General features: G+C 52.7%; 27 protein-coding genes. 13 read left to right on the top strand and 14 right to left on the bottom strand.

The annotated features are described in order from the left end of the window. Nucleotides 1–13: 13 nt before the first annotated feature. The 4 genes from menC to SIL79_RS06205 form a co-directional block, all read right to left on the bottom strand. Nucleotides 14–1,057, bottom strand: a complete 1,044-nt coding sequence (gene menC / locus SIL79_RS06220; RefSeq protein ID WP_071475521.1) for an o-succinylbenzoate synthase — start codon at nucleotides 1,055–1,057, stop codon at nucleotides 14–16. Beyond that, nucleotides 1,057–1,863: a 2-succinyl-6-hydroxy-2,4-cyclohexadiene-1-carboxylate synthase gene (gene menH, locus SIL79_RS06215; RefSeq protein ID WP_233962987.1), complete on the bottom strand. Its 807-nt coding sequence runs from the start codon at nucleotides 1,861–1,863 to the stop codon at nucleotides 1,057–1,059. The genes menC and menH overlap by 1 nt, the downstream gene beginning before the upstream one ends. Further along, complete coding sequence (gene menD / locus SIL79_RS06210) at nucleotides 1,845–3,566, bottom strand: 2-succinyl-5-enolpyruvyl-6-hydroxy-3-cyclohexene-1-carboxylic-acid synthase (protein ID WP_071475522.1); 1,722 nt, start codon at nucleotides 3,564–3,566, stop codon at nucleotides 1,845–1,847. Before menD ends, menH begins: the two co-directional genes overlap by 19 nt. A gap of 139 nt (nucleotides 3,567–3,705) precedes the next feature. Further along, entirely contained in the window at nucleotides 3,706–4,428 is a 723-nt protein-coding gene (locus tag SIL79_RS06205) for a LysR family transcriptional regulator substrate-binding protein (protein WP_160289587.1), read from the bottom strand. Between the two features lie 638 nt (nucleotides 4,429–5,066). Between SIL79_RS06205 and SIL79_RS06200 the strand changes: the two genes are divergently transcribed. The 5 genes from SIL79_RS06200 (at nucleotide 5,067) to SIL79_RS06180 (ending at nucleotide 8,014) form a co-directional block, all read left to right on the top strand. Continuing rightward, nucleotides 5,067–5,531, top strand: coding sequence for a hypothetical protein (locus tag SIL79_RS06200; protein WP_039035723.1), 465 nt, complete (start codon nucleotides 5,067–5,069; stop codon nucleotides 5,529–5,531). Between the two features lie 74 nt (nucleotides 5,532–5,605). Beyond that, nucleotides 5,606–6,067 (top strand): cytochrome c3 family protein, encoded by a 462-nt coding sequence (locus tag SIL79_RS06195; protein ID WP_039035724.1) that lies wholly within the window; start codon nucleotides 5,606–5,608, stop codon nucleotides 6,065–6,067. A 12-nt stretch (nucleotides 6,068–6,079) separates the two neighbouring features. Then, nucleotides 6,080–6,763: a 4Fe-4S dicluster domain-containing protein gene (locus SIL79_RS06190; RefSeq protein ID WP_025010745.1), complete on the top strand. Its 684-nt coding sequence runs from the start codon at nucleotides 6,080–6,082 to the stop codon at nucleotides 6,761–6,763. Continuing rightward, nucleotides 6,760–7,701: a cytochrome c nitrite reductase subunit NrfD gene (gene nrfD / locus SIL79_RS06185; protein WP_071475523.1), complete on the top strand. Its 942-nt coding sequence runs from the start codon at nucleotides 6,760–6,762 to the stop codon at nucleotides 7,699–7,701. The genes SIL79_RS06190 and nrfD overlap by 4 nt, the downstream gene beginning before the upstream one ends. Nucleotides 7,702–7,723: 22 nt before the next feature. Continuing rightward, entirely contained in the window at nucleotides 7,724–8,014 is a 291-nt protein-coding gene (locus tag SIL79_RS06180; RefSeq protein WP_039035726.1) for a cytochrome c3 family protein, read from the top strand. Between the two features lie 194 nt (nucleotides 8,015–8,208). Here SIL79_RS06180 and SIL79_RS06175 read toward each other — a convergent pair whose 3' ends face one another. Continuing rightward, nucleotides 8,209–8,634, bottom strand: a complete 426-nt coding sequence (locus SIL79_RS06175; protein ID WP_028780007.1) for an Lrp/AsnC family transcriptional regulator — start codon at nucleotides 8,632–8,634, stop codon at nucleotides 8,209–8,211. A 141-nt stretch (nucleotides 8,635–8,775) separates the two neighbouring features. Here SIL79_RS06175 and yjeH point away from each other — a divergent pair, with 141 nt between their 5' ends. Then, complete coding sequence (gene yjeH, locus SIL79_RS06170; RefSeq protein WP_101094770.1) at nucleotides 8,776–10,041, top strand: L-methionine/branched-chain amino acid transporter; 1,266 nt, start codon at nucleotides 8,776–8,778, stop codon at nucleotides 10,039–10,041. A 35-nt stretch (nucleotides 10,042–10,076) separates the two neighbouring features. On the opposite strand, the gene SIL79_RS06165 is transcribed toward yjeH, so the two are convergent. Continuing rightward, nucleotides 10,077–10,532, bottom strand: a complete 456-nt coding sequence (locus SIL79_RS06165) for a tellurite resistance TerB family protein (RefSeq protein WP_039035728.1) — start codon at nucleotides 10,530–10,532, stop codon at nucleotides 10,077–10,079. A gap of 169 nt (nucleotides 10,533–10,701) precedes the next feature. Continuing rightward, nucleotides 10,702–11,232 (bottom strand): DUF2780 domain-containing protein, encoded by a 531-nt coding sequence (locus tag SIL79_RS06160; protein WP_071475525.1) that lies wholly within the window; start codon nucleotides 11,230–11,232, stop codon nucleotides 10,702–10,704. Between the two features lie 187 nt (nucleotides 11,233–11,419). Here SIL79_RS06160 and SIL79_RS06155 point away from each other — a divergent pair, with 187 nt between their 5' ends. Together SIL79_RS06155 and SIL79_RS06150 are read left to right on the top strand one after the other, a co-directional pair. Next, on the top strand, nucleotides 11,420–12,118 hold the full coding sequence (locus SIL79_RS06155; RefSeq protein WP_039035730.1) for a hypothetical protein: 699 nt from the start codon (nucleotides 11,420–11,422) through the stop codon (nucleotides 12,116–12,118). Between the two features lie 47 nt (nucleotides 12,119–12,165). After that, entirely contained in the window at nucleotides 12,166–13,578 is a 1,413-nt protein-coding gene (locus SIL79_RS06150; RefSeq protein ID WP_039035731.1) for a tetratricopeptide repeat protein, read from the top strand. Here SIL79_RS06150 and SIL79_RS06145 read toward each other — a convergent pair. Next, entirely contained in the window at nucleotides 13,575–13,874 is a 300-nt protein-coding gene (locus tag SIL79_RS06145; RefSeq protein ID WP_039035732.1) for a hypothetical protein, read from the bottom strand. The two genes, SIL79_RS06150 and SIL79_RS06145, sit on opposite strands and share 4 nt — an antisense overlap. A gap of 293 nt (nucleotides 13,875–14,167) precedes the next feature. Here SIL79_RS06145 and SIL79_RS06140 point away from each other — a divergent pair, with 293 nt between their 5' ends. Next, nucleotides 14,168–16,039: a methyl-accepting chemotaxis protein gene (locus tag SIL79_RS06140; RefSeq protein ID WP_319619960.1), complete on the top strand. Its 1,872-nt coding sequence runs from the start codon at nucleotides 14,168–14,170 to the stop codon at nucleotides 16,037–16,039. A 24-nt stretch (nucleotides 16,040–16,063) separates the two neighbouring features. On the opposite strand, the gene SIL79_RS06135 is transcribed toward SIL79_RS06140, so the two are convergent. After that, nucleotides 16,064–17,023 carry a LysR family transcriptional regulator gene (locus tag SIL79_RS06135; RefSeq protein WP_071475527.1) on the bottom strand — a complete coding sequence of 320 codons (960 nt, stop codon included), beginning with the start codon at nucleotides 17,021–17,023 and terminating at the stop codon, nucleotides 16,064–16,066. 113 nt (nucleotides 17,024–17,136) lie between these two features. Here SIL79_RS06135 and SIL79_RS06130 point away from each other — a divergent pair, with 113 nt between their 5' ends. Beyond that, entirely contained in the window at nucleotides 17,137–18,345 is a 1,209-nt protein-coding gene (locus SIL79_RS06130) for a multidrug effflux MFS transporter (protein ID WP_039035734.1), read from the top strand. A 154-nt stretch (nucleotides 18,346–18,499) separates the two neighbouring features. Here the strand turns inward: SIL79_RS06130 and SIL79_RS06125 are convergent, their stop codons facing one another. From SIL79_RS06125 to SIL79_RS06115, 3 genes are all read right to left on the bottom strand, one after another. Then, nucleotides 18,500–19,843 carry an ATP-binding protein gene (locus SIL79_RS06125; protein ID WP_052248255.1) on the bottom strand — a complete coding sequence of 448 codons (1,344 nt, stop codon included), beginning with the start codon at nucleotides 19,841–19,843 and terminating at the stop codon, nucleotides 18,500–18,502. Beyond that, on the bottom strand, nucleotides 19,843–20,538 hold the full coding sequence (locus SIL79_RS06120) for a response regulator (protein ID WP_039035735.1): 696 nt from the start codon (nucleotides 20,536–20,538) through the stop codon (nucleotides 19,843–19,845). Before SIL79_RS06120 ends, SIL79_RS06125 begins: the two co-directional genes overlap by 1 nt. Before the next feature lie 426 nt (nucleotides 20,539–20,964). Next, nucleotides 20,965–21,753 carry a MipA/OmpV family protein gene (locus tag SIL79_RS06115; RefSeq protein WP_052248256.1) on the bottom strand — a complete coding sequence of 263 codons (789 nt, stop codon included), beginning with the start codon at nucleotides 21,751–21,753 and terminating at the stop codon, nucleotides 20,965–20,967. Between the two features lie 147 nt (nucleotides 21,754–21,900). Here SIL79_RS06115 and SIL79_RS06110 point away from each other — a divergent pair, with 147 nt between their 5' ends. The 3 genes from SIL79_RS06110 to SIL79_RS06100 are packed head-to-tail and all read left to right on the top strand — an operon-like array spanning nucleotide 21,901 to nucleotide 23,482. Further along, the gene (locus SIL79_RS06110; protein ID WP_071475530.1) at nucleotides 21,901–22,605 is read left to right on the top strand and encodes an MOSC domain-containing protein; all 705 of its coding nucleotides are present in this window, start codon (nucleotides 21,901–21,903) and stop codon (nucleotides 22,603–22,605) included. A 17-nt stretch (nucleotides 22,606–22,622) separates the two neighbouring features. Further along, complete coding sequence (locus tag SIL79_RS06105; protein WP_039035737.1) at nucleotides 22,623–22,958, top strand: DUF4870 domain-containing protein; 336 nt, start codon at nucleotides 22,623–22,625, stop codon at nucleotides 22,956–22,958. Between the two features lie 47 nt (nucleotides 22,959–23,005). After that, nucleotides 23,006–23,482 carry a hypothetical protein gene (locus SIL79_RS06100; protein WP_071475531.1) on the top strand — a complete coding sequence of 159 codons (477 nt, stop codon included), beginning with the start codon at nucleotides 23,006–23,008 and terminating at the stop codon, nucleotides 23,480–23,482. Here the strand turns inward: SIL79_RS06100 and SIL79_RS06095 are convergent. Both SIL79_RS06095 and rsmD read right to left on the bottom strand, forming a co-directional pair. After that, entirely contained in the window at nucleotides 23,479–23,781 is a 303-nt protein-coding gene (locus SIL79_RS06095; protein ID WP_071475532.1) for a DUF1145 domain-containing protein, read from the bottom strand. The genes SIL79_RS06100 and SIL79_RS06095 overlap by 4 nt on opposite strands. Next, nucleotides 23,778–24,365 (bottom strand): 16S rRNA (guanine(966)-N(2))-methyltransferase RsmD, encoded by a 588-nt coding sequence (gene rsmD / locus SIL79_RS06090; protein WP_071475533.1) that lies wholly within the window; start codon nucleotides 24,363–24,365, stop codon nucleotides 23,778–23,780. Before rsmD ends, SIL79_RS06095 begins: the two co-directional genes overlap by 4 nt. Nucleotides 24,366–24,389: the final 24 nt, after the last annotated feature.

The following is a 24,389-nucleotide window of genomic DNA, read 5'->3' as shown; positions in this document are numbered from 1 at the left end:
CAGAGCTTGGCGGTTACAGACAGGGCCACTGACCCAAGAGTTCCAGCTCGGCAAAGTCCAGACAGGGTTTGTGGCCTTGACCGACAATAATATCGCGTCCGAAAGGCGCCAGAGTATCCAGTCCGGGGGCTTCATTGGGGGTCAAGAGGGCACTGACCGCCTCCAGATCGGCAATTCCCAGAGAAGATTCCAGGCTGGAGCTCAACAGGGCGCGCACACCGGCCGCTTCGGCCTGTTCGATCAGGGTTTGCAGTCTGGTTAAGCTGCCGAGCAACATAGGTTTAAGCACCAGCGCGGTCAGGCCGCTCGCGAAGTCATTGCAGTCAGGTACAAACTCACTTTGCAGCAGACTTTCATCCAGGGCATAGCGGATCCCTGTGGCCTTGAATAGGGCCGGATTATCGTCGGCGCGGCGGCAGGGTTCCTCAATATATTCAATGCTGGTTTTGGGCAGACAAGCGCAAAAATCCACAGCTTGTTGATACTCAAAGCCCTGATTGGCATCCAGCCTGAGTTTGAGATGAGGTTTGGCGGCCAATACAGCATGGATCAGTCTGAGCTCTTGGACCATGCTGGTCTGGGCGACTTTTATCTTGGCTCTGAGAACCGTATCGGGAAGCGCCGCCAGCCTTTGTTGCAGTAGCGCCAGTGGCTCTTCTTCTCTGTGGTAGATGAGCGGGATGGTTTCAACGGCCGGCCAGCGCTGTGGCAGTTGTCCCTTGAGTTTGGCATCGAGCAGACTTAGCCCCCAGGCGAGTGAGGGATACTGACAGGCATCGGCCGCCTGACTCAACTTAAGCTCTTTGGCGGCCAGTGCTTGCATCAGTGCCAAGGCTGCTTCTGTCACCTCCGCCAGCGATTCACGGCTAAAACCCAGCAGTGGCTCGCCGTTGGCATCCAGGCCGCTCAAGGGGGCGACTTCCACAAAATGTTCTTCGTTGCCGCAACTGGCCTTGATAACCAGCCCGGATCTCTGCTCGATTCTTTGCTTACCCACAGGTAGTGAGGTTTCCAGCGGCAGCCTATAGCGGGCCAGTGACAGTGAGTCTGGATGCATCATTCACCCCTTGAAATCGCGTTCAGGGCGCCTTTGAGCGCCGTGGCAAAAGCGCCGGGTTGGGCCTGATGGCTATTATGGCCCGCATCGGCAATGGTATGCAGCTTGAATCCGGCTTGTGGCTGCCAGGCCTTGGCGAGAGCGCCAAACTTGCCATCCTGCTCCCCGAGGTAGTAGTGGCTTGGGCAAGCAAGCTTGGCCGGCACCTGGCGCAGATCCTGTTGCAGTGCCAGTGAAGTGGCCTGGTAACAGCTGATTAGGCCAAGCGGCTGCTGATGGCGGCGTTTCTCAATTAAACCTTCTCGCTCGGCGCTTGATAGGTCGGCAAATACCGCTTGCTGATACCAGAGGGCCAGCACTTGTTCAATCGGCATAGTGTTAAAACGTTCGGCCCACAGCTTATCGGCCATCGCCCTCTGCTGACGTTCATCATGGGATAACAGGCCCGGGTGACAGGACTCAAGATGCAGGCTCAGCAACGCCTCGGGCCAGGTTTGAGCCAGATGCAGTGCGATACGGCCACCAAGCGAGTATCCCAACAAGTGAAAGCGCGCGATGCCGGCCTTGAGCAGTGTATGACGCAGCAAGGCAACACAGTCACTGAAGCCTGGGCTGTCGATTTGGATATCACCGCTGCGGCCATGTCCCGGGAGATCGACCGCAATACAGTAGTAGTCCTGACTCAGGAGCGGCAGCAACTCGCGCCAATCATAGCTGCTGCCGAGAAAACCGTGCAGCAGCACCAAAGGCGGCTGGGTTGCTGAACCCTGAGTCGTTGTGGCTAACATCAGCTTTGTTTTACCCATTGGCCTATGCTGGCTATCTGGTCGCTGGCCTGGGTTTGGCTGACGCAAACCTCGATGACCGAGGCGCCGTTATAGTTGAGTGCTTCACTGTAGGCATCCATAAAGCCTTGGAAGTCTTCCACCCTATTGTAGGGCAGGCCAAACATGGCCGCACCATAACCAAACTCCAGTCCGTGGCTTAATCGGTAATAGTGAGCCCTTACTTGCTCGTCCGGCACCGGCAGGATATTGAAGATATTGCCGCCATCATTGTTGAGTATCACTATCACCAACGGCCCCTGAGCCTGGCGTGCCAGCGCCAGAGAGTTGAGGTCGTGCAGCGCCGATAGATCGCCGAGCACCAAGGTGGTGGCCTGACCCTTGTGGTTGGCGACGCCGCAGGCACTTGCCAGCAGGCCATCTATCCCCGAAGCACCGCGGTTGGTGTAGGTGATGGCGGCGCAGCAACTGATGGGCGCGAACATATCATAAAGCCGCACCGGCAAGCTATTACCGATAAACAGCTGTTGTTCGCCGGTGCGGGTTGCCGCTATGGCCCTGATCACCTGGGCCTCACCGAACTCGCCGTTATCTATTTGGCGTACAAAGAGCTCATTGAGCGCCTCATTCTGGGCGGTGAGCTCCAGCGCCCAATTGGCGGAGGACGAGCGTGGCCACTCAAGCGCGGCTATCTGCTGCAGCTCTGCCAGCCAGAGCTGCTTGGGTTTATGGCTGGGATCCAGGCGCATCTGCTGCGGCAATACTTGCCAATATTGGTGCCAGTTCTGCTGTTCAAGATAACTTATTAAGCGTTTCGACAGCAGGCGTCCACCAAACACCAGTGCCCGGTCGGCTTGTTGCAGCAGGGCTCGGCCCTTGGGGTTGAGCAGCAGTTGGTCGACATTGCCTATCGCGGCAGGATGTTGGCGCAGCTGAGACTGGGCATCTGTCAGCAGCGGCCAACCGAGTTTGCTGGCCAGTTCGACCAACTTTTGTGGATTATCGACACTATCCAGGGTGCCGGCGATGATAACACCCTTGCCGTGAACAAAACGCGCCATGGTATCCCAACTGGGGACTTGTCCCATGCCTACAGCTGCATATTGGTTATAGGGTGTGCTTGCCTGTTGCCAGTTCGTCAGAGGTTGCAGGTAATGCTCTATGGCTTGACTTCTGGGGGCATCCAGGCTGCTTGGGTACAGTGGCTCACGATACATGCAATTGATGTGGACCGGCATGCTTTGGTTGGCCACGGCTTCATCAATCTGAGTCAGCAGCGCTTGGGGAGCTATGGCCAGATCCGGTGTCGGCAGGTTTAACTGCTTGGCATATTGGCCGAAAATCGCCGGTTGGAGTATGGCTTGGTTGGCGCCGCAAGCTATCAGCTCCGGCGGTCTGTCGCCGGAAAGCACGACCAAGGGGACTTGAGTTAACCAGGCCTCGACTATGGCCGGATACAAATTGGCCACGGCTGTTCCCGAGGTGGTGATAATGGCCACCGGAGCTCGACTGGCTTTGGCGAGTCCGAGTGCCATAAAACCCAGTCCTCGCTCATCAAAGTGCAGATGTTGTTTCAGTTTGTCCTGGCGGGCGGCTGCCAGTGTCAGAGGCGTTGAGCGCGAGCCCGGTGCCATGCACACATGCTGAGCCCCAAGGCGTGCCAGTTCTTCAAGTATGAGGGAACCCCAAAGGAGATTGAGTTCGGCGTGAGAATTGATTTGCATAGACGGCTTACCCAGTATCGAATGCGCATTAGTGTACCGCTTTTGGCAGCGCTATTGTATGAACTCTTGGGCAAATCTGTCTGTATACTTCAAGTCGTAAAGAGCGGGCTGAGATCCTATTTAGATTGTTATCACAAGCCTACAGTAAGGTCCCGCTCACCAAACGCAACTGTGAACGTATCCATTCCAGATCCGGGTCTTGTTGGCCGCTGGGACTAAGCAGTGTCAGTGTCAGCGGCTCAGTGACATTGAACAGGCGAGTGGTTTCCATTTCCGACAGCTTGCAAAGGTGTAGCAGAGGTTCTTCGCCCAACAGATCGAATACCGCCTTGTAGGGCACCAAAGCCACCGCCTGTGAGGCTTCCAGATAGGCACTCAGGGAGGAGATGCCGGTGATAGTCATTTCGACATTCAAATCCAGATTGTTGATCCGGCAGTAATCTTCAAATGGGCTTAGAGTGTTGGGGCCTATGCTCAAATCTGTGTTGATGTAAGGATACTCGGCGATGGTTTCCAACGTTAGCTCGCGGGAGAGCAGCGGATGATTCTTGTTGCAGATAAGGTAGAGGCTATCTAGTTTTCTCAGGGCTTCAATCTGTAATTTGCTGCCTATAGATTGCAGTTCTTGTGGGTAGTGACAACTGCAAAGTCCTGCACTGATGTTGCCATCTATGAGCCCTTGCAATGAGTTACAGCTCCAGGAATTCAAATTGATATGCAGCTGTTTGTTCTGTTGTTTAATGGCCTGCATCAAGGCCTTGGGATAGGCGTAAGAGATAAGACCCGGCGTGACAAGTTCAAAGTTTTTATTGCCCGCCATAGCTGGATTGCCAAGCTGATTGAAGCCCTTGGCACTGTTCACTATTTCTTTGGCAATAGGGTAAACCTTAGCCGCAAATTCATTGGGAATAAGGCCATACTTTTTTCTTAGAAATAGTTCGTTACCAAAAATAGATCTGGCAGTTTTTAAACAACGGCTTATTTTTGGGGCTGGTACATTTAAAAGCTTTGAAACGTGTGTTGCAGATTTGTTTTCATATAAGCTAACAAGGATGGAAAGGCTCAAAATATCCAGCTTTTCAAAGTCAATATGGTTCATCTGCAATACTCCTTTAGTGGTACCTTCAGCATCTATATTAACCTGTTTTTTCAGAAAGAATAATTTTATTCGAAGCTATTTTCGATTCTGTATTCTAGATCACTAAATGCTGTTTTTTTGACTAATTTAAAGAGGTTTGTGAGAGAGATTCTCATTAACTGTGTGTATTTCACATAGTGAAATAATACATTTCCAAATATCGCTTTATCTAAATGCTATTTCTTATTTTTAGCAGAACGTTTTCTAGAAAATAGCAATGTAGTCAGTGTCTTATGTTTCGATCTTTCAATCTTTTCCTCAACGGTTATTTGATGACGATCAAAATTAATATTGCTGTAGATAGTAATAATTCAACTGCGCAATAAGCGTATTAAAACTAAAAATGATGTTTGGAGGGTTATATGGATACTTCAGTTATTCTAAGTTATGCCTTTATCTACTTCGTGCTTTTTATTGCAGTGCCATTCGTGCTGGTGGTGTTTGTGATGACATGTATCAAGTTCTTTAAGTCAGATGAAAAGAATGCCGAAGAGATAAAGCTCAAAAATAGGTTCTTTGACAAGCAGAGTTTAGATTTTTTTAAATCTCTGAAGTCTTTAACCAATGGTCGATACGAAGTTTGTAGCAATGTGGCGTTGGAGTCAGTGGTTGATATTGACCCACATGCGACCGCGAGTCACTCGCGCCTGGACTATGTATTGATAGATCAGAATTCTTCAGAAATAAAAATGGTAATTTCAGATTTCAGTGATGCTGAAAGCGCCAACTCAAAGAGCCTACTCGAAAAGCTCAACGTTCGCCTCATCGATATGAAACGCTCTAATCCTCTGGATGCACAGCACCTTGAGCAGATGTTGACGGCTTAGGCTGCAATAACGGGTGGCGGTTTAGACCGCTACCCTTTAGTCCCTGTATATCCAATTGAAAGTGAGGACCCGAGATGTCCAGTATTCGATGGCGTGCAATATTAGGCGCGGCCTCTATGACCTGTTTGTTGGGGGTAAGCGGCATTGCCTATGCCGAGACCGCGTTGAAAATCAACAGTGATCCCTGTGTGAAGTGTCACAAACGCAATGGCTTAATGCAGGGGCACCATGGTCAGGATCAGCTCAATATGAGTTGTAGTACCTGTCATGGGGAAAAAGGAAAACATCCAAGAAAACCCAATGATTTAAGAGTTTTTACTCCTCAGGAAGGGATTGCCCCAGCAACCCAGAATGCCACTTGTCTCAAGTGTCACCAGCCACAGAAATTGGCTGAGAAAGAGTGGACCCACAATGTTCACGCCGACAAGTTGAGTTGCGCCGCCTGTCACAAGCTGCACCCGTTGGACGATCCAATGAAGCAAGCAACTGGCACACAGCACAGCAAGCTGTGCCGTGACTGTCATACGGTCAACTAAGGGGTAAGAGTAATGGAAAATTCCAGAAGACGTTTTTTAAAAGGGGGCTGTGCCCTGATGGCCGGTGCCTCTCTCTATCCATTGAGTGGCAATGAGGCGGTTGCCAGCGCCGATCATGACTCTGGCATCAACTATGCCCTGCTCCATGATGAAACCAAGTGTATTGGCTGTAACGCCTGTAGTGATGCCTGCCGGGAAGTGAACCAGGTACCTGAAGGGGTCTCGCGGTTGGAGATTATTCGCACTGGCCCATATGGTGAATACCCGAACCAGTTTTACCATTTTAGCCGTAAGTCTTGTCAGCACTGTGAAGACGCGCCTTGTGTCAACGTTTGTCCAACTGGTGCGGCGTTCAAGGACAAGAAAACCGGCATTGTGACTGTGGATGCCTGGAAGTGTGTCGGTTGCCAATACTGTATTGCGGCTTGCCCCTATCAGGTGCGCTTTATTAACCCAGTTACCAAAGCGGCCGACAAATGTGATTTCTGCCGTGAGACTCAACTCAAGCAGGGCAAACAGCCGGCCTGTGTAGAAGCCTGCCCAACCAAGGCTTTGGTATTCGGTAACCTGAAAGATCCGAGTTCAGAAGTGGTGCAGATGATTCGGGCCAACCCAACCCAGAGATCCAAGGTTGATCTCGGCACCCGGCCCAAGCTGTTCAAGATAGTGGCCAAACAGGGGGAGATTAAGCTATGAGTCCTTTTCATTTTGATACTTTGGTTTGGCACTGGCCCATTGCGTTTTATCTGTTCTTCGCCGGGGTTTCGGCGGGCGCCATGTTCTTTGCCGTATTGCTGAAACACCGTTGCCTGCAACAGGATGCCTGGCGCTCTGGCTTTGTCCAGGCTGCTTGTTTGGTCGCCCCACTCACTGTGATGGCAGGTTTGGGGATCTTGGTCATCGACCTGACCAAGCCGTTCCATTTCTGGAAGATTTTGGTGTTCTATAACCCCACTTCGGTGATGTCCATCGGGGTGATGATCCTCATGGTCTATATGGTGTTTATGTTCGCCTGGATTGCCATGGTGTTCCGTCAACCGATAGATGACTGGTGTGAGCAACGCTTCCCCGTGGTGCTCAAAGTGACCGGATTTTTGGCCAAACATGAACCCAGCTTAACAGGTTTATTGGTGATCTTGTCTCTGGCGTTGGGGGCTTATACCGGCTTCCTGCTGTCGGCTCTGCCCGGTTACCCCATGCTGAAGAATCCGGTACTGCCGTTGCTGTTCCTGATCTCCGGTCTATCTTCCGGTGCGGCGGCGTCTCTACTTGGTGGTGTGCTGCTAAAGGGCAACCCCGACGGCAAAGAAGTGCACTTTATTCACAAGATAGAGATCCCTCTTATCCTGGTGGAAATTGCGGTGATCTTCACTTTCTTTGTCGGGCTGGTGCTCACCGGTGGCCAAAGCAAAGTTGCGGCCTTCAATGCCATCGGGGAAGGTTTCTGGGGTTGGGTGTTCTGGCTCGGTATCCTGGGTTGTGGTCTCTCTATCCCACTGGCAATGAATCTGTTTATGACCGCCACGGCCAAGCGTAAATGGTCTTATGTGGCAGCGACAGCAACCCTGAGTCTGTTGGGGGTCATTTTGCTGCGCCACTTCATCCTGTACACAGGACAAATGACGATTGCTTAACCCCCATAAAAAGGAAAATGTGATGTTGAAAAAAATGCTTTTGATGATGGCTCTGGGTTTCTCCGGTTCACTGCTGGCAGCCCCAATAGCTGATTCTCACACGGAAATGTCCGGCTGCGAAGCCTGCCATAAAGATGGTTCGCCTTCTGCCGATTATGCCTTTGAAAACGAGCAATGTGCTTCCTGTCACGGTGATATGAATTCGCTCGAAGGTGAGGCACACAAGAAACATGATGGCGTGCTCAGCTGTACTGACTGTCACACAGCTCACGAAGAAAAAGACCCGGCAGCGGGTTGTAAAGACTGCCACTGATAAGAGGTTAAGGAATGCGGCGGCTTTGCAGTCAAGAACAAGCACCGCCGCATCCTGAAGCAACGTTATTACGTTGCTGACAAGGAAGTGATTGGGCAGGAAGCCACTTTGTTATTGCGCCTTTGACGCATTTCCCGATCCTCCACGGGACTCGCCACCTAATGAGCACGCGGGTGGCTTTTCTTGGTTTTAATTCACTGGTTATTAATCCACTCGCTCATCACCACATGGGTTTTAATCTTCACTATCTCAGTATGAGTGTCTATATATTCACGGATCTCGTGCAATCGCCGCATCGAGGGAGTCTTGACGAATACCAGCAGGTCCATGTCGCCGGAGATCCCGTGACAGGTGACGACTTCGGGAATTGCATGAAACACATGTACTACATCGCTGCAGCGGGGGCATTTGTGTTGAATTTCAAAGTAGGCACTGACGGCTTCTTTTTGGGATTCACTGAGCAGCAATTGGTAACCACGGATCACACCGTTTTGCTCGAGCTTCTTGATCCTGTCTGAGACGGCACTGCGGGACAGCGACACTTCGGCTGCCACATCTGAAATGCTTCGACGGGCGTTTTTTTTAAGCGCATTAATGATTGCTTTATCGAACTTATCCATGCTACCTGACGTTTTGTGTGTTTTTTGCCGATTTGCCGTCATTTCGTCGGCTTAAAAGCCGTATTTGACGGAAACGAATGACAGAAATTCTGCCGGAGAACGACTATACTGGCGCCATTCAAGATACTGATAATTTAGCAGATGAATCAAGTTACAGGAACAATCGGACGCTGGCAGGGTGCCGGCTTAATGGCCACCACATTGTTGGGTACCGGGGTGTTTATTTTGCCGCAGATGACAGTCGATAAGGCCGGTAGTGGCGCCTTACTGGCTTGGGCTCTGTTGACCCTGGCCATTATTCCGGTGACCTTGGTGTTTGCCCGTCTGGCCAGCCGTTTCCCTCACGCTGCCGGCCCCGCCTATTTTGTTGAACGAGCCTTTGGCCGTACCTTGGGTCGCACCATAGGCCTGAGTTTTTTGATGGCTGTGCCTATCGGTGCGCCCGCCGCCATTTTGATGACTTTCCAATTCGTTAACGCCCTGATCCCCGTATCCGGTTGGGTGCAGGTGGGCTGCGAACTCTTGGTTCTGCTCGGGCTCTGGCTGCTCAATCTCAGGGGAATTCAGGTTTCTGCCAAGGCGCAATTTGCCCTGACACTGGGGATTGTGGCCGTGGTGGTGATGATGTTCGGCGCCGGTGGTGCCAAGGCCGGTGAGTTGCTGTCTTTGACCGCTCATTCCACTCCCGACTATGACGGTGTGATGCTGGCAATAGGCATCGCCTTCTGGAGCTTCCTCGGTGTGGAGGCCATGACCCACTTGGCCAATGATTTCCAGCGCCCGGATCGAGACTTGATCCCCGCCATGGTGATAGGGGTGATTTTGGTCGGCGCGGTTTATCTGGTTTGTACCTTGTTGTTATTGCTGGTGGAGGTGGATACCAAGGTCGCTATGATAGGGGCATTTGATACCCTGCTTGGCGGATACGGCGCTCAGGTGATAGGTGTGCTGGGTATTGCCAGTGGTCTGGCGGCAGTGAACGTCTATGCCGCCAGTGTATCGCGGCTGCTTTGGAGCTTCAGTACCGAGGGAATATTGCCGGCCTGGTTCCGTGAGCGTAACAGTTATCAGGTGCCGGTCAGGGCTTTGTCGGCTGTGCTTGGTGTGATGGGGCTGGTGATAGTGCTGACCTATATTTCAGGCCAACAGCTTGAGCAGTTGATTGCCTGGAGTAATGGGGTATTTGTGGTGATCTATCTGTTGTCCATGCTGGCAGCCATTCGCTTGCTGAGCAAACGCTACCTGCCTTTGGTACTGCTAAGCTGCGCGCTTTGTGTCTTGCTGGCGTTTGCACTCGGCAGCGCCATGGCTTACGCCCTGGGTTTGCTGTGTGTGTTGGCTGTGTTGTTGACACTGCAGCGGCAGTGGCAGAAACGCCAATTGCCGCCGGTGATTCCTATGCAATAAAAGCATGCAATAAAAGCATGCAATAAAGGGCTGGTTCAGTCTGAGTTGCCAGTCATGGCCTGGTTGCGCAGCTGGATAAGCTCAGAGTGTTTGAGATACAGCAGGTCGGCACAGCGGCGAATGATCTGGTCTTCGTAGCGGCACAATTCGCCGTCTGCATAGGCCACACGCCACATCGCCAGGATCAGCTGCTGCTTCTGCTCAAGGGTAAAGCTATCATTGATGGCCGAGGTGAACTCAAACAGTGAGGTGGCATCGTGACGGGTCCGCTTCGCCTCAATTATCAGCTCAGCCGCTGCTTCGGCAGCTAAACCCAGTGTTTGTTCCAGGAGTTCGGGCAACAGCTGCGATTCGGTGCCGGACATCTCCTCATCGGCATAAACCACTTCCAACAACATGCTGGCAGCTGCCAGTTCCAGTTGTTTCTGTTGTTCCTGCGGGGACTGACTCTGTTGATGGGCATTCAAAAACTGCTTGAGCTTGGCGATCATAGGCTTCTCTGTCAGTTGGTTCAGTATAGGCTCTAAACATGTCGGGCCACGCGGTTTGCGGCTTGGCGCCGGGTAAATCCGGCCTTGCCGATGCGCGCTTTAACCGGGCGGCCACATTTTTTAGACGCCATCAGTGGCCGCGGGTTCCCCTTTGATAGCGTGAACCGCTTTACAGCAGTGAGCCCAGCCCCTTGACAAGGAGATCGGCTGTGCCTTCGCCACCGCTACTTTGCAGGTAGTTTTTGACTATATCTATCATGGGCGCAGCCAGCTCTTTGGAGATCCCAAGTTTGGCAAAGGCATCATAGACCATGGCGCTGCCCTGCAAGGAGTTACCCAGGTCGCCGGCTTTGGACAATAGGCCCGTCATCCCTGAGTTGCCATCTAGCTTGGGCGCTGCGGCCAGCAAGCCGTCAATACCGGGTATGCTGTCGGCAATGGGAGAGAAAGATTCTTGTCCCAATGACGTCTTGGCCAGTCCGAGCAGGCTGCCAAGGCCACCTTTGGCCTGGGTTTGGGTCAGGCCCAGCTGTGACATCACAGTGCCGACCAGCTCACTGTTTTGAGTGGCGGTCTGGCTATTGGTGGCCGTATCGGCTTGTGTTTGGGGGTTGCTGGTGAGTTTGTCGAACCACCCGGCTTGCGCTGGGGCCGCCATCAGTGAGCCCATGATTACGGCTGCTGTGATATAAGCTTTCATTTCTGCTTTCCTATGCATATAAAAGGTGTTCTGGGGCCATATTCTAGTCTTATCTCAGGCGCCGATGCACGGCTTTTGCGTGACAGGCGGTCGTTTTGCTGTATTTCATTTGTGCATTGGCGTGGGAATTTGGGTATCCTTGGCGTCTATCTTGATCCTTTAATTACAACCTTTTTGGAAAAGCTGCATGTCTCTGTCTGCCATCCTGACCGAAGCTTATAACTTCTTCCGTAATCATATCGTTCAGCTGGCAATGCTGACCGTTCCCTTGCTGCTATTGCAGGTGGGTATTCAAATGTGGCTCGGTACCGAGTTGCAAAGTGCCGATCCTGAAAATCCACAATTCGGTACCCCTCATATGCTGGCGGTGATCGCCTTGATGGTGATCTTCTCTGTGCTTATCGCGGCCTTGACTCTGTTTATGGAACTGCGTACCGAGGGGATGCAGCCCAGCACGGGCCAGGTGTTAAAGTCCAGTCTGGCGTTTGTGCCGGGTTTGATGTTGGCCGGGGTGTTCTCCGGCATGGCGATTGCTGCACCGACTATGATCCTGGCGGCCATAGGGCCAGTATGGATCCTGGGGATGGGGATCAGCCTGTATCTGTTTGCCCGCCTGGCTTTTGTTAACTTTATGGTGGTGGTCGAGCGTCTGACCCCGCTGCAGGCCATCAAGGCCAGTTTTGAGTTCAGTAGCGGACTCACCGGCAAGACAATCTTGGTGCTGCTGAGCTACTTTCCGCTACTGATCATGGGGAGTGTGCTGTCGCAACTTGGGCAGGCTGGTGGTATGCCACTGCAGTTGCTGGTGGATACCTTGGTGGCTTTCATTGGTTTGTTCGTCAATGTGGCCTTATTCCGCCTTTATCGGGTTGCCCGTAAGGGTTAATAATCAACTCTCTACTGGCCGCTCCTGCGGCCTTGTGAGGTCAGACTGTGCTGGATGATGTTGCTTTTATTGCCAGTGTGTCGGAAGACTTGGCCCGGGAGTACCGGACTGCCAAGCGCTACGTGCAGGATGTGCCAACCCAGGCACTGCTGCATGTTCGCAGCTTTGCCCACAGATTGACTGAGCTGTTGGCTGCACCGGCCAAACTCAGTTTTGACAGTCCCAACCTTTATGATCGTATCGAACAGCTCAATCGCCAGCGGCTGATCGATGTGCGCATCACCCGGGCGCTGCATAGGCTGAGGGCCGATGGCAACCGCGGCGCCCATCCGGAAAAGTTCCACCTCACCGAAACACAACTGCTGCAACTGGCCAAAAAGGCCATCGGCGATCTGCTGAAACTGATGGAACTGGCCTATCCCAGACTAAAGGGCCGGGAAGCTCCTGAATACCGCTTCGATGATTTTGATCTGCAGGCCGGACGTGAGCTCTGCTATCGGGCCGTGATGGAAGATGATGCCGAGGCGCAATATCTGTTGGGGATGGCGCTCAAGAATCGTGCTCTGATTGCCCGGGGCCAGGAGCAGGCCCTGCAAGATAAGGCTGACGAACCGCTTGCCGGTGATTCGGCGCGCATGCTGGCCAAGGCGGCACACTGGTTTGCCGAGGCGGCAGCACGCGAGCCCAAGGCCTTGTTTGAGCACGGCGTCGCCCTAATTCATGGCTATCGCGGCGATGTCGATATCGCCTCCGGGCAGCGGGCGATTCGTCAAGCAGCAGAAGCCGGCGTGACCGATGCCATGGCACTCCTGGGCTACTTCTATCTGGTGGGTAGTGGTGAGCTGGCTAAAGATGAAGCCGAGGCCGAACGTTTCCTCAGTGCTGCCGCCGCCAACGAGCAATCTGAGGCTATGGCCAATCTCGGGGTGCTCTGTTATCAACGCGGTCAGCTGCAACAAGCCTTTGAACACATCACCCGGGCGGCCAGAGCCGGCGATCCTCACGCTCAATACCACCTTGCCCTGATGTTGGCCCGTGGCGAAGGCTGTGAAGCAGACCCAGGTGCCAGTGAACAATGGCTCGCCGAGGCGGCAGAGCAGGGACAGCTGGATGCCATGTTGGCGCGGGCGCAGCATATGCTTAACGATGATGCTGCATTTGGTTCAGATCTGTCCCAGGCAGAGAGTTACTTAAGGCAGGTTATTCGCTATGGTCACAGTGTGACCGCCATGATTGAATTGGCGATAGCCTTGACCGATGGTTGCTTAGGACGCATAGACGTAGTGGAGGCCGTTGCCTGGTTGCGACTGGCACGAGAGCGTGCCGACGAGCGTGAACTGGAGGTGATAGGCCCCTTGTGGCAGTCATTGCAACAACAGGTGGAGAGCGTATTGCAACTGAGCCAGTCGGTGGATGAGCGGCGTGCCCTGAAACGGGCGCAGGAACTACTCGCCGATTAATCCGGTTCGTGTTCTAGGATTCGACCTCTTGAACCCAATCCAGAATCCCGGCACAAGTTGGGCTCCAAGTCATAGAGATCTCTTTGTCTGCCTTTGTGGCGACATTGCTGGATACTGGCCAATTGACGCTTTAAGTAGTTGCGGCCAAACAGGCCCAGACACAGGAGTGTGGTTGCTGCCAAGATCAACACCAGGGGCATAAGCAAGAGGACCAGGCTAAAAGCGCAGAGACTCAGCAGGGCTCCCGTCAAGGTTCTGGGATTGAGTGGCAGATTCTGCGCAAACTGTCGATACATTTTTCTTCCTCCGGACTTGCTTGGCTCAGGTCAGGTTTAAATCTACTTCATTATTTATCATGTTTAATACCGCTTTATTAAGAAAGCGTTAAGAGGTAGGAGTTCCCCGAATAAATATTTATTCATCAACTGTGATTTAGTACTTGAAAAATGGTTTTTGTTGCAGTTTAGGTTGGTTTTTCAAATGATTGTGAACTAACTCTCAACTGCAGCGACAGAATATGTAATTATCTCGCAAAATCTTACTGTGCCTATGGCTGTGGGCTTTTCCCAAATATCGGACCCTGCTAATGATGAAACTCCGCTCATTGAAACACAAGTTGCTGGTGTGTGTGGTACTGGCACTGACCCTGGTAGTGGCTCTGCTTTCCTGGCAAAGCTACAGCACTCAGAAAACACAACTGCTGCAAGCCAGTCAGCAAGAGTTAAAGCGTATTGGTGAGATGCAGGCACAGCGTGTCACCGAGTGGTTGGCGATTCGTACCAACGTGGTTTCATCCTTGCGGGAATACATAAGTGATGACTTTGTGCCTGCACTGCAACAGGCCAGATCGGCCGGCAAGCTGGAGTCTGTCTACTTCGGTGGCAGTGACGGCAAAATGCAGGATGCCGATCCCAGCGTGGACAACAGCCATTACGACCCCCGCAGCCGTCCCTGGTACCAGGATGCCATGGCCAAAGGCCGGGCCATTATCACCAAACCCTATATCGACAGCGGCTATGGTATTCAGGTGGTCTCTTTGGCGCAGCCAACCGCCAAAGGGGTGATAGGCGGTGACTTGGCAATTGATACTCTGGTGGCCGAGGTCAACAGCATGGCGATCCCGGCCGCGGGTTTTGCCATCATGATGCATAACGACGGTACCGTCATCGCTTATAAGGATGGCAGCAAGGCGATGCGTCCGGTTGCCGAAATTGATGATGATCTCGGTGCGGGCATTCTGGCCAATATTCAAAAAACGGCGCAGTTGCAATCTCTGTATTTTGATGCCGATGGTCGGGACAAACTTGTTTGGGCAACGGCCATCCCGGATACTGACTGGCAGCTCTTGCTGCTGCTGGATAAGGCAACGCTTGAAGCACCGCTTGGCAAATTGCTTTGGACCCAGGTTGGCTTGGCGGCGCTCGTGTTACTGGTGAGCACGGCGGCTATCTCTTGGTTTCTTGGACTCTTGTTGGCCCCGCTTGGGCGGGTATCCCTGGCGCTGGCACGGATTGCCGACGGCAATGGCGATCTGACCCAAAGGATCACTGTCGACAGCAATGATGAAGTGGCCGAGCTGGCCGACAACTTCAACCGCTTTGTCTCGGCCCAGCATCAGCTGATAAGCCATATACGTCAGTTGGCGGCCGAATTGGATCTGGATGCCGAGCGGGGGTTGAACACCACCCAGAGCTCGGTTGTTGAGCTGCAAAGGCAGCAGCAGGAAGTAACCATGGTGGCTACCGCAGTTACCGAGATGGCCAGTGCCACTCAGGAGATTGCCGCCAACGCCGAGTTGACCGCTACTGCAGCGCAGCAATCTTCCTGCAGCTCGCAGCAGGGTAAGAGTCTGGTACTGCAGACCCGAGACTCGATACATTCATTGGCCGAGGAAGTAGGCCAAACCACTGAAGTGATTAATGAGCTCAATCGTCATGCCCAGGCTATCAGCGCTATTCTCACCGCAATTCAAGGGGTGGCCGACCAGACCAATCTGTTAGCGTTGAACGCCGCCATCGAGGCTGCCCGCGCCGGCGAACAAGGGCGCGGCTTTGCCGTAGTGGCCGATGAAGTGAGGGTTCTATCCCAACGAACTCAGGATTCGGCCTCCGAAATCCACGACACCATAGAGGCATTGCAGCAAACCACCGCCAGGGCGGTAGCCTCCATGGAAAACAGCCGCCAGATGGCAGGCCGCAGTGTCGGCGATGCCGAAGAGGCCAGTAAGGCGCTGGAAGAGATAGCCGTTGCAGTGGCGCAGATATCGGATATGGCCGGACAGATAGCCACGGCGGCGGAAGAGCAGACTCAAGTAACAGGGGAGATTACCCAAAACACCACGGCCATCAAGGATGTTACCGATGAGATCACCGCCACCGCCATGGACGACCTTGAGCACGCCAAGGCGCTCAAGGTGCGTGCGACCGATCTCAATGCCAAGGTTGCGACCTTCGTGCTCTAATCACATTTAACCCAAGACCGCTGCTCAGGCGGTCTTTTTACTGCTCATGCTGTCACCTATCAGCTGTCGCATCCAGCGGTGGCCGGGGTCGTCGTTATTGCGCTCATGCCAGAGCAGCACATAAGCCATGGGCATAAAGTCTATCGGCAGTGGCAATTGCTGCAGCGAGTAAAGCTTGCAGGCGTGCAGTGCAAAACTGGAGGGCAGGGTAAATACCAAGTCACTGTGAGCGCAAATACTGGCAGCACCGTAGAAGTCCGGCACTGTGGCACTGAGGCGGCGATGATGACCGAGGTCCGCCAGAAAATAATCCAGCGCCCACCAATCATTACCCTCGCAACGCACCTGTACATGGGGCAGCGCCAGGTAGGCCGCCAGATCCCAGACCCTGTTCTTTTGAGCTTGCAGCGCCGGGTGTCCTTCGCGCACCAGACACACCTGATGATCCTGAAACAGAGTTTGATACAGGATCCCTTCCGGCAACTGGCTGAAGTGAAAACTGGAGCTGGGCTGCAGATCCCTTCCCGAAATTCCCAAATCTATCTGCCCCTGTTGTAGTGCCTGCATCGATTTTTCGGTCCAGACGTAGGAGTCGAGCCTGACATTGGGGGCGTTACTGAGCAGGCGACCGATAAAACTGGGCAGCAGGGTTTCATAGGCGCTTTCTACCATGGTGAGCGAAAACTGCCGATTACTGCTGGCCGGGGTAAACACGGGAGGTTGGGTCAGTTGATGCAGACTCTGTAAGGCGATAGGCAGATGTTGCGCTAACTGTTCAGCGTGAGCCGTCGGTTTGAGGCCGTGGGCGGTGCGCTGAAACAGAGGATCGCCCAACATGTCGCGCAGGCGGTTGAGGCTTTTGCTCAATGCAGATTGACTCAGGTGCAGTCGATTGGCGGCGCGGGTCACGCTGCGCTCTTCCAGTAGCACCTGCAACATGACCAAGAGGTTGAGGTCGATACGGGCCAGGTTATCCAGATTCACCCTGATATTCCTCAGAGGAAATTATGTTGTGAGATTATATCATTTCTTTTCATACCACCAGTTCATTAGAATGTGCCCCATCTCAGTTTTCACTCAGGATTGAACGACAACCTATGGCAAAAAACCTCCTGCCTATGCTGATGGCCATGGTGCTGTTAAGCCCACTGGCTATCGATATCTACTTGCCCTCTTTGCCGACTATGGCGATTGAATATGGCGTCAGTGCCGGCGAAGTCCAGTCGACTCTGGTGCTTTTTCTATTCGCTATGGGGGTAGGGCAGATCCTCATAGGCCCCTTGGCAGACAGATTTGGCCGCAGGCCTGTGGCATTGGGGGGGATTGCTCTCTATGTGCTTAGTGCACTGTTGGCTGTGGTTGCCATGGAGTTCGAATGGTTACAGATTGCCAGGGTATTGCAGGGGTTGGCGGCCTGCTCCACCTCTATTGTGGTGTTTAGCGCGGTGCGTGACTGTTATACACCGGCTGAAAGTTCCCGTATCTACAGCTATCTCAACGGTGCGATTTGCGTCATCCCCGCACTGGCGCCAACGCTTGGCGGCGTGATGGCGATGCAATTCGGTTGGCGCTCTACCTTTGGGCTTATGGCTGTTTACGGCTTGGTGATCCTGCTGCTGGTGAGTATGCGTTTTCCAGAAACCCGGCCGCAGAATACCGTCAGCAGTGGGCCGCTGTACCGCTGGGGCCGCTATCAGCCTGTATTGGCCGAACGCCACTTCCTGTTCTATGCCTTCTGCTGCATGGCGGGTATGGCCTCAATATTGAGCTATGTGTCCTACGCACCTGTGTGGCTGATTGATCATTTGGGTATGTCAGAACTGGCATTCAGTGGCCTGTTTGGCCTCAACGCCTTGGTGAATATTGTTGCCTGTTTTGCCGCGCCAGTGCTCACCAGACGCCTTGGAAATCGCGCGACCGTTGTGTTTTCGCTCTGGTTGTTGTTGGCTTCTGCCGCGATACAACCTGTGCTGCAGATCTATGGTCCTCAGCAAGGTATGGCTGCCGCCATGAGCTTTATGTTGCCCATGATGTTGCTGTGTGTCGGTTTCGCCTTCCTACTGGGTCCTGCAACCAGTATGGCGTTGGCGGCCTTCGGCGAGCGAGCCGGTACTGCGGCAGCCTTGCTCGGTTGTATTCAGATGAGCGGCGCTTCTTTGCTGGCCGGTCTGGTGCAGCAAACTGACCTCAGTGCGCCATTTGCAGTGACTTTGGTGATGGGCAGCCTGTCTATGGTGCTGCTGCTGGTCATGGCCCAGAGCCGTTTTAATGCCTGGCATCATGAGCAACAGTGTGCGCATCACTGAGCTTTAGTTTCAAGTAAGGTTTCACCCTTGGCCCGTTGCAGTTGACCGCTGCCGCGGGCATTTTTTATTTTCATACCAATGTCTTATTAGAGTCACAAGCTTGTCATGTGATGGGCTTAGTCTCGATTGCGAGTCTTCTTTATGGCGCGGTGATTCACTCGCTGATTCCCCACTGATTTGCTGGTGCCCCGTTTCTTAACGGGGCTTTTTTTATCTGTTTAGGTAACCAGATATCGAAGCTTGGGCCACCGTCTTGGTTGTCGCTGATGGCAATGTCTCCACCGTGCTGGCGAATGATCTGGGCGCTGATGGTCAGTCCCAAGCCGTGACCGCCGCTGCCGCGATCCCGTGATTTGTCGATGCGAACAAAGGGATCAAAAATGCGCTGCTTGTCTTCATCCCGGATCCCTGGGCCATCGTTGGCAATATGCAGCCAGATCCTATCTGTGTCGCCGCTAATTCTTATGCTGACTTTTTGGTGGGCATAACGGTAGCCGTTGCGGATGATATTACTGACGGCCCTGTGCCAGAGGCGCAGGTCTATCATGGCCGTTAGTGGTTCTGCCGTGGTGAGTTCAAGGGCGATGTCGGTTTCAAACTGCAGGTGGGCGATCAACTCCTGCAGTGCGGTATCCAATGATTGGTAGCTCAATTGTAATGGCGCCTGGCGTCGCTCCATCTTGGCGTAATGCAACAATTCGTCCACCATGGTGCCGAGTTCATCCAGATCCTGATGTATGCCTTCCAGATAGGGCATTTGCTCCGGGCGAACGCCTGAATCGTCCAGCATATCCAGATTGCAACGGATCCTGAATATAGGTGTACGCACTTCGTGGGCTACGGCATTGGTGAGTTGTTTGTTGCTATCGATGAGTTTGGCTATCTTGTCAGCCATTTGATTGAAGGATTGGTTCAGGTGTCCCACTTTGTGCCACACACCTGTTTTGGCTCTAACTTTGAAATCACCATTGGCAAAGGCGCTGTGGACCCGCTCCAAGCGGCGCAGGCGCCGGGCCAATAGATAGAGCAGCACAAAGTTGATAAAAGCCAGTACCGGAAACATCACCCAGAAAGCAATGGATTCTTTGAAGTAGTATTCCTGCCAGAAGGGCGCGGACTCATCGCGGCTGATGGCATACACCTTGTCTGAGCCCTGGAACATGATGTAGGAGATATCCTCTTCCACATCTTTGATATAACGCTGGTTTTCTCTCAGGCGCTGTTTCTCGTCAGCCGACAGCTCATCCGAGTCCAGCGAGATGACCCTCAGCTGTTTGTGCAGGTTGCCGAGCACTTGCTCAAGCGAGGCCTCGGCACTGGCAACGCCCTCGGCCGTCGAGATATCCGATAACAACTGGATCAGAGACATATAGGAGCGATCCTGATAGTCGGCTTCCCACTCATCGGAGGAAAAGAAGTCCAGTTGAAAGACAAAAATGAAGCAGGTGAAAAACAGAAACACCAGCACCAGGTAGGAGAAGATAAACAGCCGTTTCATTACCACCTATCCGGTACAAATAGATAACCCTTGCCTCTTACCGTGATTATCTTGCGCGGCAAGCTGGGGTTGTCACCTAATTTCTTCCTTAAAATCACTACCTTGTTATCTATGCTGCGGTCTATTCCGTCGTACTCTATGCCGCGGGTTTCCTTGACCAGATACTCCCGCGACAGTATTTCATCCGGATGTGAGCTCAGCAGCCATAGCAGGTCAAATTCGGCAGTGGTGAGGTTGACTTCTACCTGACTGATGGCGCAAAACTTGCGGGCATTATCCAGGTAGAGTTCTCCGAACTGGCGTTCGCGATTGCTTTCCGTTGGCACATTTTCCTGACGTCTTAGCAACATGCGGATCCTGGCCAGGAGTACCCTGGGTTGGATTGGTTTACTGACAAAATCATCGGCGCCCATCTCCAGTGCGGCCACTTGATCCATGTCGTCCTCACTGGCGGTCAGGATCAGTATCTTGCCTTGGTATTGGGCGCGGATTTCACGGCAGATACTCAGACCATCACTCCCCGGCAACATAAGATCCAGGATCACCAGTTCAGGTTGACGTTCGAGGATAAGTTGTCCTGCGCGACTGCCGTCATCTATTCGTTCAACATCGAAATGTTGGTTTCTGAGATAATCTGTCAGAAGGTCACTGATCTTATTATCGTCTTCTACGAGTGTTATGCGAGTGTTTGCCATTTCCTGCCGGTAAGCATGCGGGTTTAGATAAAGCAAAATTATCACTCCGGTTACATAAGTGACAGCTCAATTGGCATAAAGGGGGACTTGGTCACCCCTTTACCCACAAACATTCAGTAATGCGGTTGACAGTATTGAAAATATAGCCAGCCCAAAATCCAAGTTATAGGTCGCTATAAATTAACCTTTGCAGTACTGGGAGTAGCGGTGTTTCTGACAGAGTGCCGCCATTATATATTTGTCGTTATGGTTGTTAACGTAGTTATTCCACCAAGTATTTGAGTCCACCTGAGTTCTCGTAAAGTCTTTGTCGAGATCCCAGGAAAATTTCTGGGTGTCATAATGGGTCGCACAGCCACTGACTACTATGGCTAAGCCTATGGTAAAAAAGAGGTTTTTAAGCGATTTCATCCAATGATCTCAAACTCAAAAGTAATAAGTCAGTGCCAGGTTGGCGTTCCACTGCTGTTTGCCATCGACAATCGGCGAGTCGGCAATGGCGGAATCCAGGTAGCTGTAGTTGCTGCTTTGGCTGAGTTCGAGATGTTCGCCCAGAGGCACAATCAGCTTGTAACCTGCGTTGTAGGTGAAGGCTTTGCCCGGTTGGTAGTACTTATGCTGCTTATTGGCTTCAGCCTTGCTGACTCCGAAGTAGTACTGGGTAAAGTCACGGCTCAAGTAGCTGACGCCGGCGTAGGGAACGACAGTGCCCCAGCCCAGATTCAGTGGTACGGCGTAACGGACCTGGCCGATAAAGCCGTTGTATCTGTTGGTTACGTCATGTTGTACCGAGGTGGATAGAGTACCGAATCCCAGTTGGGTATCCAGGTTGATACCCAGATCGCCACTCAGTTTACGTTCATGGATACCGCCAAGCGCTGCTGCGTCTGAGTCTTTCAAGGCAATACCCGGACTACCCAGAAACACACTCAGGTTGAACAGATCTTTATCATTACCGAAAAAACGGTAGTTGATATTGGCCAGTGAGGCGTTGAAGTCCTTGCCGTTATAACCCAGGTTACCGAATGGACGCAGCTTGGAATCGACGCCTTGATAGAGTTCGCTGCCCTGATAGGCACCGGCAGAGACAAAGAAACTGTTTTCATGGCTGTAAATCTGGCCATTACGGATATAAACGTCAGTGTTGTCCGCCAAGGCGGCACTGCTTACTGCAGCCCCAACGAGGGCCAGGGCGCTGAATCTGAATGCTTTCATATTACTTCTCCTGAATACATAAGAAATCCCGGGCATTGTCCTCGGCGCTGCGGCCATACAATAGCGCCGCTTTGTATGGAAATGTCCGTGATCTGTCCCGTAAGCTTGGAGTATGATCGGGCTTTGGCACCCGAAGGGAGACGTAACGTGACCAAGTGTTTGATTGACAAGATTTCTGGGCTGTATGCCGGTGATAAACTGACATTCAGGGACAAGCTGGCAAGCGGGATAGATAACAAGTCTCGGATGGCGACGCTGGAGGTTTTCGGCGACAGGGTTGCGGGTGATGCCCAGGCGGATCCCAAACATCATGGTGGCCCGGATAGGGTGCTGCATCATTTTCCTCGCGAGCACTATGGCTATTACCGGCGCATGGGGCTGATAACCGCGGGGCAGGATGCACCGGCCATGGGAGAAAACATCAGCAGTGTTGGCCTGACCGAGGCGGATATTCATATCGGCGATATCCTCAGCTTTGGCGAAGTTGAGCTGCAGGTCACCCAACCGCGTTCCCCCTGCTTTAAGCTCAATCACCAATATGGTCAGCGGGACTTTGCCCTTGCCATGCAGCAAACGGGTATGTCAGGTTGGTTCTATCGGGTGCTTAAGCCTGGCATCATAAACTGTCAGGATGCCCTGATATTGAAACAAAGGCGTACCGATATCAGTGTTGCCGAGGCGATGAAGCTGTATTTTCGCCCCGAATTTGATGCGGCCGCCTATGATAGGCTGCTCAGTTGTGAAGGTTTGGCCGCCAGCTGGGTAGGCAGCTTGCAGCGCCGACTGGAGCGGGGCAGCATAGAAGACTGGCAGATGCGCCTCTATGGCCCGGATAGTTTGGCTTTGAACTGAAAAAGTTAGGAAACAACATGGAAAAGCAGGAAAGAGACATGGGAATGTTGGTGCACCTGGCGAGTTTTGCCGGTTACCTGATCCCTTTGGGCACTATCTTGGGGCCGTTGATCGTTTGGTTGATGAAACGGGAAGAGTTTGAATTTGTCGATGTTTGCGGCCGTAATTGCCTGAACTTCAAAATCAGTATGATCATTTACACCATCATCAGCTTGATCCTGATCTTTGTTGGCATAGGTTTGGTGCTGGTGGCCGTGCTGGCAATTTTTGATGTGGTGGTGACCATAGTCGCAGCAGTCAAGGCCAGTGAAGGCGTGGAATACAAGTACCCCTTGGCAATCAAATTCCTGTGATCCCGGGCCATCCATTGGATGGCCTTGTTGCTGACAGCGGAGGAGCAATGCGAGCCTTTTTATCCGGTATCAATAACTTTTGGGTCGGTCTGGTGTTCGGGTTGTCACTGCCGCTGTTGTTAATTGTGCTGACTCTGAGTGTGACGCTTTATCAACTCACTGATTTTGCCAATGATGTTGCCATAACTCCTCTGTATCAGCGTGGGGAGCAGACTTTGGCGCGGGTTGACCAACTGCTGGTGACTTTGGATCAACGACTCAGTGTTGACGACCCAGGCTTATTGGCACCACTGAAGCAAATAGAGTTGTTGCCTGAGCTTAAGTTGTTGGCTCTCAGCGTTGCCAAGTTACAGGTTGAAGAGAACCAACCGGCCCTCTCAGCTGTGAAGGCGGAGCTGGCGACTCAACTCGATGCATCCCTCAAGCAAAGGTTTGCGGCAGCCGAGGCTGAAGCTTTGAGCCAGCATTTGCAGCAAATTCTGGAAATATTGGCCAAGGGTAAAGAGGCGCCTTTGCCACCTTAATCTTGAGTGTTTGCCGAGGTTTCTGCAGCCAGTTTACTCAGCGCTCGCTGGCGGTAATCCAGCAAGGCAAACACCCCGAATAGAAAGGCGTTGAGATAGTCTTTAGCCTTGAGCGGCAACAACTGACAAAATATCGTGTGGAATATCAGCACCTGCAGCCCATGCATCATGGCGGTTACCCCGAGAAGTATGGTGAGTATCACGCCGATATTGCCTTCAAACGGGCTGAACAGATTGAAAAACATCAACACCCAGGCCAATAGGGTCGCCAGTTTTCCCAACACTAATACGGCTTTCATGACTCGGCTCCTCCCTGGACGCGATACAGGCGGTAGCTGACCTGGCCAGCCTGTTTCTCTTTCAATGCCTCCCAGTCAGCCGGTATCGGTAACTGCTGCAATTCAGATTCCACTTCGAGATAGATGAGGGCGCCTGGGTTGAGCCATTGATGCCGGGCCAGCAGGGTTAGGGTTTGCTCGGCCAGCCCCTTGCGAAAAGGGGGATCGATAAACACGATATCGAAACGGCGATCGGCAGGGCGCGCCAAACCGGCCAATACATCGCCGTTAATGACCTCGGCACTATCGCATTTTAGGGTTTGCAGATTCTGCTGCAGTTGCTGAGCCGCAGTTTTTTGCAGTTCATAGACTCTGGCAAAAGCGGCATAGCGGGACAGGGCTTCCAATGCCAGAGCGCCACTGCCACCGAAACAGTCCAATACCGAGCTGCCACTGAGTTCACCTGCCAGCCAGTTAAAAAGAGTTTCCCGCACCCTGTCTGTGGTTGGTCTCAGGCCTTCCAGATCCTGGATGGGTAATTTTCTCGAGCGCCATTGGCCTGCGATAATACGAACCTGACCGCTGCCCGGTCTATTTTTGGCCATCTTGCCCCCGTGATTTTGCCTGAA

The organism is Shewanella indica (assembly GCF_033842865.1).
In the GTDB taxonomy this organism is placed as follows: Bacteria; Pseudomonadota; Gammaproteobacteria; order Enterobacterales; family Shewanellaceae; genus Shewanella; species Shewanella indica.
This window is presented reverse-complemented; position numbering and strand designations above follow the sequence as displayed.

Bases quoted from the DNA above. Each gene is read 5' to 3' on its own strand.
- SIL79_RS06125 (WP_052248255.1), bottom strand. From the start codon at position 19,843: ATGAAACGGCTGTTTATCTTCTCCTACCTGGTGCTGGTGTTTCTGTTT.
- SIL79_RS06175 (WP_028780007.1), bottom strand. From the start codon at position 8,634: ATGGATAAGTTCGATAAAGCAATCATTAATGCGCTTAAAAAAAACGCC.
- SIL79_RS06160 (WP_071475525.1), bottom strand. From the start codon at position 11,232: ATGAAAGCTTATATCACAGCAGCCGTAATCATGGGCTCACTGATGGCG.
- SIL79_RS06095 (WP_071475532.1), bottom strand. From the start codon at position 23,781: ATGAAAGCCGTATTAGTGTTGGGAAAACTGGCGACCCTATTGGCCTGG.
- SIL79_RS06200 (WP_039035723.1), top strand. From the start codon at position 5,067: ATGGATACTTCAGTTATTCTAAGTTATGCCTTTATCTACTTCGTGCTT.
- SIL79_RS06145 (WP_039035732.1), bottom strand. From the start codon at position 13,874: ATGTATCGACAGTTTGCGCAGAATCTGCCACTCAATCCCAGAACCTTG.
- SIL79_RS06105 (WP_039035737.1), top strand. From the start codon at position 22,623: ATGGAAAAGCAGGAAAGAGACATGGGAATGTTGGTGCACCTGGCGAGT.
- SIL79_RS06140 (WP_319619960.1), top strand. From the start codon at position 14,168: ATGAAACTCCGCTCATTGAAACACAAGTTGCTGGTGTGTGTGGTACTG.
- SIL79_RS06165 (WP_039035728.1), bottom strand. From the start codon at position 10,532: ATGATCGCCAAGCTCAAGCAGTTTTTGAATGCCCATCAACAGAGTCAG.
- SIL79_RS06120 (WP_039035735.1), bottom strand. From the start codon at position 20,538: ATGGCAAACACTCGCATAACACTCGTAGAAGACGATAATAAGATCAGT.
- rsmD (WP_071475533.1), bottom strand. From the start codon at position 24,365: ATGGCCAAAAATAGACCGGGCAGCGGTCAGGTTCGTATTATCGCAGGC.
- menH (WP_233962987.1), bottom strand. From the start codon at position 1,863: ATGGGTAAAACAAAGCTGATGTTAGCCACAACGACTCAGGGTTCAGCA.
- SIL79_RS06190 (WP_025010745.1), top strand. From the start codon at position 6,080: ATGGAAAATTCCAGAAGACGTTTTTTAAAAGGGGGCTGTGCCCTGATG.
- SIL79_RS06100 (WP_071475531.1), top strand. From the start codon at position 23,006: ATGCGAGCCTTTTTATCCGGTATCAATAACTTTTGGGTCGGTCTGGTG.
- nrfD (WP_071475523.1), top strand. From the start codon at position 6,760: ATGAGTCCTTTTCATTTTGATACTTTGGTTTGGCACTGGCCCATTGCG.
- yjeH (WP_101094770.1), top strand. From the start codon at position 8,776: ATGAATCAAGTTACAGGAACAATCGGACGCTGGCAGGGTGCCGGCTTA.
- menC (WP_071475521.1), bottom strand. From the start codon at position 1,057: ATGCATCCAGACTCACTGTCACTGGCCCGCTATAGGCTGCCGCTGGAA.
- SIL79_RS06155 (WP_039035730.1), top strand. From the start codon at position 11,420: ATGTCTCTGTCTGCCATCCTGACCGAAGCTTATAACTTCTTCCGTAAT.
- menD (WP_071475522.1), bottom strand. From the start codon at position 3,566: ATGCAAATCAATTCTCACGCCGAACTCAATCTCCTTTGGGGTTCCCTC.
- SIL79_RS06130 (WP_039035734.1), top strand. From the start codon at position 17,137: ATGGCAAAAAACCTCCTGCCTATGCTGATGGCCATGGTGCTGTTAAGC.
- SIL79_RS06180 (WP_039035726.1), top strand. From the start codon at position 7,724: ATGTTGAAAAAAATGCTTTTGATGATGGCTCTGGGTTTCTCCGGTTCA.
- SIL79_RS06195 (WP_039035724.1), top strand. From the start codon at position 5,606: ATGTCCAGTATTCGATGGCGTGCAATATTAGGCGCGGCCTCTATGACC.
- SIL79_RS06115 (WP_052248256.1), bottom strand. From the start codon at position 21,753: ATGAAAGCATTCAGATTCAGCGCCCTGGCCCTCGTTGGGGCTGCAGTA.